The 5,635-nt window shown below is 40.0% G+C and carries 5 protein-coding genes and 1 pseudogene; 2 read left to right on the forward strand and 4 right to left on the reverse strand.

Annotated elements, in window-relative coordinates; translation table 11 throughout:
* Positions 1-150 precede the first annotated feature (150 nt).
* Entirely contained in the window at positions 151-627 is a 477-nt protein-coding gene (locus tag QNK26_RS09640; RefSeq protein ID WP_319222521.1) for a cytochrome c, read from the forward strand.
* 56 nt (positions 628-683) lie between these two features.
* Positions 684-1,139 carry a hypothetical protein gene (locus QNK26_RS09645; RefSeq protein WP_319222523.1) on the forward strand — a complete coding sequence of 152 codons (456 nt, stop codon included), beginning with the start codon at positions 684-686 and terminating at the stop codon, positions 1,137-1,139.
* 241 nt (positions 1,140-1,380) lie between these two features.
* Here QNK26_RS09645 and QNK26_RS09650 read toward each other — a convergent pair whose 3' ends face one another.
* From QNK26_RS09650 to QNK26_RS09665, 4 genes and pseudogenes are all read right to left on the reverse strand, one after another.
* Positions 1,381-1,812, reverse strand: a complete 432-nt coding sequence (locus QNK26_RS09650) for an acyl-CoA thioesterase (RefSeq protein ID WP_319222525.1) — start codon at positions 1,810-1,812, stop codon at positions 1,381-1,383.
* 101 nt (positions 1,813-1,913) lie between these two features.
* Entirely contained in the window at positions 1,914-2,843 is a 930-nt protein-coding gene (locus QNK26_RS09655; protein ID WP_319222526.1) for a M14 family metallocarboxypeptidase, read from the reverse strand.
* A 219-nt stretch (positions 2,844-3,062) separates the two neighbouring features.
* Positions 3,063-4,856, reverse strand: a complete 1,794-nt coding sequence (locus QNK26_RS09660; RefSeq protein ID WP_319222527.1) for a hypothetical protein — start codon at positions 4,854-4,856, stop codon at positions 3,063-3,065.
* Between the two features lie 359 nt (positions 4,857-5,215).
* A pseudogene (locus QNK26_RS09665) lies at positions 5,216-5,635 on the reverse strand (acetate kinase); the annotation flags it as partial.

Below are 5,635 nucleotides of genomic sequence, written 5' to 3' on the forward strand. Positions count from 1 at the left end.
GTAGGTAAATCCCAAATTTTCATTTTTAAACATCCCGATTCAATGTGGAGACAACAATTTACAACAAAACAGTTGCAAGTGCAACAATTGCGGTGTAAATTAAATGCAAATCAACGAACACAAACCTCAACATTCAATCAGGAATAAATCATGTCAGTATCAAAACGTGTTAATACCATAATCTCTGCACTATCACTCACTCTCAGCCTGGCTATCACATCTGTAGCTGCATCAGATAATGTATTGACAGTCTCATTAATACAAGATGTAGAACAGCGCCAAACCGCCTTTTCAGAAATTGACAAACAACAAAAACAGATTAATAAAGCCCTTGGGGATTCAGCACCAGACTGGCAACAGCTCGAAGTATTAAGTGCAGCACTGACCGCTAACTCGGCGTTATTACAGCAGCTATTTGTGCCGGAAAGCCAATTGAACAGTAAAGCCAAGGATAAAGTGTGGGATGACAATATGAAATTTAAAGCAGCATTAACAAAAATGGATAGTAACTTTATAAAAATGGACAATGCAATCAAGCAGCAAGACAAAGACACAGCTAAAGCAGCCCTAAAGCAAGCAAACAGTACTTGTCGTAACTGTCATCGCCAGTACCGTTCTCGCTGGTAATTTAGATTCTAGCATCATTATAGTAATCACTTTTATCACTTATTTAGGACGCAATCATGAATACCAAAATATTAAAAAACATACATAAAATAACAGCCATACTGGCATTTTTAATCATAGCATCGTTTCTAACGAGCACGATCATTGCGGATATTTTCGCAACGCCAGAACAAATTGCACAAGTGAAAGGTACCATCCTACTATTTATACCAGTACTCATTTTAGCGATGATGGCTACAGGTAAAACGGCAAAAAAACTATATCCAGGCGCAATGACTGGCATATTTAAAGTCAAGCAACGCCGGTTAAAAGTAGCGGCTATTAATGGCACATTAATTTTATTACCTGCCGCGATAGTATTAGCTAACTGGTCTGCATTAGGTCAATTCGATGAACTATATTGGACAGTACAAATTCTAGAAATAATCGCTGGTACAACAAATCTAACAATGATTGGTTTAAATATTCGTGATGGGATACGTTTAGGTCGCAATGCTAAAAAAGCACGGTAAAGAAGCGATGAATGGTGCTCAGGTGAGAATATTAGAGCACTTTTATACCTTATAGCCGTCGTTATAAACTGTAGTTATTCATTAACGTAAATCCATCTATCAATTAAAGACTAAATTAAGGTTGTGCGGTTCAGAAGCAACCGTTGCCACAACCACAGGTTTCGCAAACAATCAATCTACGACAGCAGTAGCACATGACTGATACTGCTGTGTTGAACAATCATCGGATTAAGGGTGATGATTAATCTAGGATCGGCGTTGGTTTTCTATTTTCATCAACGGCCACTAAGCTGAACATGCCGGAAATAGCCTTGGTACGACCTTCCTCACTCATAGACTCAACAAATATATCCACTTTAACTCGGATTGAAGTGCGACCGACTTTCTCGATAGTACCAACCAATTCAACCACTGTTCCAGCTGGAATCGGGTGAGAAAAATCAATTCTATCCGAAGATACTGTTACTAAGGGCTTATGGCAAAAACGCGTTGCGGCAATAAAAGCCGTTTCATCCATCCAAGATAATGCTTGGCCACCAAACAGGGTATCATGGTGGTTGACCGTTGATGGAAACACTGCTTTACATACACGTGTTTCTGCACGTTTTATTTTTTCTTCGATAGATATAGACATATACTCGCCATTATTAGCTTTAAGGATCTGAACGATCATCCAGATCCCTAAACAAAAGGCAAGGAGATTCTAATAAACGGGGTACTTCATCACTAGATAAATGGCAAATGATGAATTAATCATCAAGCTCGCTGCGCCCTCTAGATCTCGACGTGGGAAATCACAAGGTAGTCAAGACCACTGGTGATCGCAATAACCTGTGCTTGAATACAGTTTTCATCATTGACTAATGGGCTATCTGGGTATACTTCGGTTGTAGTACCGTAAAGACAATCACTGAACCCAGAGCATAAACCTAACGCTTTAGTGGCATAATTAATCACACCGAACTGAGCCAATTTTTCACCAATAATACGCCCGCTTTCATCAGCAGGTGCGATGTGCGTCACCTTACTCACCGCATTAATAATATGGGCTTGAAATTCGCTATTCGGATTAAGGGTATCACCGACTAAATAAAATCCATCGGGAATGTTCCAGTTATCGTGCACAACAGCATCACGCGCTGCCAGAGCAGGTCTAAATTCGCTATTATCAGTATCAGTGGTTTCATGTAAATCAATATGAGCAGTGATCTGCACATCAAGTGTAGCAATACAGCGCATTAATGCTGCAGATTCTTCGGCGGGACTATTTTCAACAAATGAGCGATTTGGATCAACGGCCTTTGGATTCCAACGATTAATGGTTTCGTAACCCCAAGGACTCACACAAGGCGCCACCACAATATTAAACTGCGCGCTGTATTTTAACGCTTGAGTTTCAATGAAACGAATTGCACCTTGCACACCACTTGTTTCATAACCATGCACACCGCCAGTGACCAATACAGTTGGTTTAGCATGATCCCAATTACGTGTTTTAACGATAAACAATGGAAAACGAGTTGGATCGTAAGACAACGCACCATACTGCTCAATATCAAAATCTTGCTGTAATGGTGCTAACTTAGCCAGCACTTCTTGCTGGTAAGTGCGTACCACAGTTTGTTTTGCTAACCATGCAGCCTTATCTTCCGCTGTCCATTGCTGACCTGGCGTACCAATCTCGTATGCTTGTTGCTGATCCATTAATAACCCTCTTTAAGACAATAATGTTTATTTTACATTATAATAATGCGCTATTAAGGTATGCGTTAACAAGAGAAAGTATAATTTTGTTGGTCACCATCAGATTATTTATGCATGTAGTCATATAGGCACAGCCAACGATGCTAATTGAGTTTAATTAAAAATGCCCACCAGCTAAAGCAAGTGGGCATTTGATTTAAGTCCTAACATTAATCGTGTTTATTCAGTATCAGGGACTTTCAATACCGTGCTCCATAAGTCACCAAGTGCATTATCACCCACTCCTTGACTAAAGACTTTCACACTAAAATCGATGCCGTTGGTTTCGACAATGGCTATGTAACCATCTGTAGATTGAGCACCACCATTATTCATCACCACTTTAATAATACCGGCTTCAAAGATAGTCCAAGTTGTATCGATACTAATATCGCCAGCACCTTCGTTATAAGTGAATGTTCCAGTACCGTCTTTATTAAAGCGGTAGGTATAAACATCATCAGCTTGGCTTAACACATCACGGGTGGTCAGTGTCATACCGTCGTCAATAAACTTAGTACTGAATGCAGTCACTAATTTACCCTGCTGGCAAGATGTCACGGCTTGTTTAAACTCATCGTAGCTACGATAAACTTGCGCTACATCGCCAGAGTCAAGATCTGCGCAGGCAAGGATATCCGCAGACAAATCAATATCAATAAAACCATCCCAAGAGTAGATAGATTGACTGCCATTAGCATACACCGCAAATTTCGATTGTTCAGCTGAGTTATCAATTAAGCGCATAACATACTCAAGTGTTTCCCCATCGCCATAATAAAGTTCTAAATTACCATCAGCATTAACGTTCCATACACGGTTATATTGCACGCCATTTTGGTAAAAATCGGCAGTTTTATCGATATTAAAGGTATAAGTACGCGTTTGACCTGAGTCTGGGATAATACGTGTGATCGTATTGCCCTCTAAATCCATTTCAGGTAATACATCACAGGTTGCAAGCTGAGCATTGAAATCATCAATAGAAGCGGGCTTCGCATAGCTAACGTCACAATTTTCATATTCGCCGACAGTCGGATCGAGAGGGTCGGCATCGATACTATCCTCAACACCATCATTATCATCATCTGGATCGGCATTATTACCAATATTATCCTCATCGCTGTCTAACCATTCCGTTGCATCACCAGGCCATGCATCAAGTGCATCAGGCACCCCGTCAGCATCATTATCGCTATCTAATAGATCATTGCTACTATCAAATACCGCTTCTTGAATATCAAAGTCAACTTTAGCCATGGCCTTTTTAATCATATCGCTGACTGCTGCCGTCTGTTTATTAAACGTGGCATCATCCGAGTCATCGGCAATAACAAGGGTAAATTCACTCTCGCCATCAGGGAGTATTTTAGAACTAACAATATTTTCTGCCACGTAAGCTGTATTTGCACTGCTACTTGCGATGAAATCACTTAAGACATCCCCTTCTGGAATACCAAAATCCTTTGCAACCTTAGCTACCGCGGCTTGTTTTATCGCAGCCAATTTCTCAGCAGATTCACTGCCATCGGTATTTTGTTCAATTTCAATACTCACTAATGTCGACAAGGGAGTTATTTCATTTTCTCCCGGTGGTGCAGACATCATATAATCGAAGGGAACAGCGCTGCCGCTTTCTTCATCGACTGTTTGACCAGCAATGATTTTTGCGTAAATAGAGTATTGTTGTGGATCCACTATCTGAGTAACATCCAATTTAGCAACACCACCATCGCCAGAAAATATCGAGGGTTCATTAGCATCAAGTTGCTTATTGCCATCAACATCAAGCCAAACTTGGGCATTTTTCAAATACCCATCAATGACTTTTACAGTATAAGAAACGGGGGCCACTGTAGGGGCTCCAGCGGGAGTTGCTGTCGACCCCGTACTTTCATCGTCACTGCCGCCGCAACCTGCTAAAAAAATAGAACTAGAAAATCCGAGAGCTACAACTAATAATTTCTTCTTCATGTTTTTATCCTTAACACTTCAATAACAAGGGTCAAATACAAACAAGAAAATGGTAAATACATACAAGACTAAAAGGACATACCATCAACGCATCCTAACTATACTAGACATCGATACCACTTCCGGCACAAGATATAAGTAACGCCAACACTGAAAAAGCAGCATCTTATGTTATTAATTGTCAATGCAAAGGTTAATAGTATGTGATCACATTTTAGATTTGTTTTATTTAACAACAGCAAAGATGGCTATAAATAAAAGCATATTCCGATAATAAATTAACAAAAAAATAAAAAGAAAAATAAAAAAAACCCGCTACAAGAGCGGGTTCTATCATCATTTAAGTTAAAAATGATTGTTTATAGTAGGGCAACTGACTGTTGTACGATAACCCACTCTTCATTGGTTGGGATAACCATAACAGCAGGTGTACCCGCTACAGTGATCAGGCCGCCATTACCAAATCGAGCAGCTTTATTTGCTTCCAGATCTTCTTTATAACCAAAGATCTTCAAGTAAGCTAATACTTCACTACGGATTGGCAGTGCATTTTCACCAATACCGCCAGTAAAGATAATACCGTCAAGTGATTCAAGCGATACCATGTATGACGCTATGTATTTAGCAACACGATAGGTAAATACTTGGAATGCTAATGTCGCGCCTTTATGGCCCTGTTCCATAGCTTCGATAATACCGCGGCAGTCACTGGTTAAACCTGATACGCCCATAAAGCCTGAATTAGTATTCAGTTCTTTAAACACTTCATCTTGTGACCA

The organism is Moritella sp., from assembly GCF_033791185.1.
Lineage (GTDB): Bacteria > Pseudomonadota > Gammaproteobacteria > Enterobacterales > Moritellaceae > Moritella.

Coding starts and splice junctions, on each gene's coding strand:
- QNK26_RS09640 (WP_319222521.1), top strand. CDS start 151: ATGTCAGTATCAAAACGTGTTAATACCATAATCTCTGCACTATCACTC.
- QNK26_RS09645 (WP_319222523.1), top strand. CDS start 684: ATGAATACCAAAATATTAAAAAACATACATAAAATAACAGCCATACTG.
- QNK26_RS09650 (WP_319222525.1), bottom strand. CDS start 1,812: ATGATCGTTCAGATCCTTAAAGCTAATAATGGCGAGTATATGTCTATA.
- QNK26_RS09655 (WP_319222526.1), bottom strand. CDS start 2,843: ATGGATCAGCAACAAGCATACGAGATTGGTACGCCAGGTCAGCAATGG.
- QNK26_RS09660 (WP_319222527.1), bottom strand. CDS start 4,856: ATGAAGAAGAAATTATTAGTTGTAGCTCTCGGATTTTCTAGTTCTATT.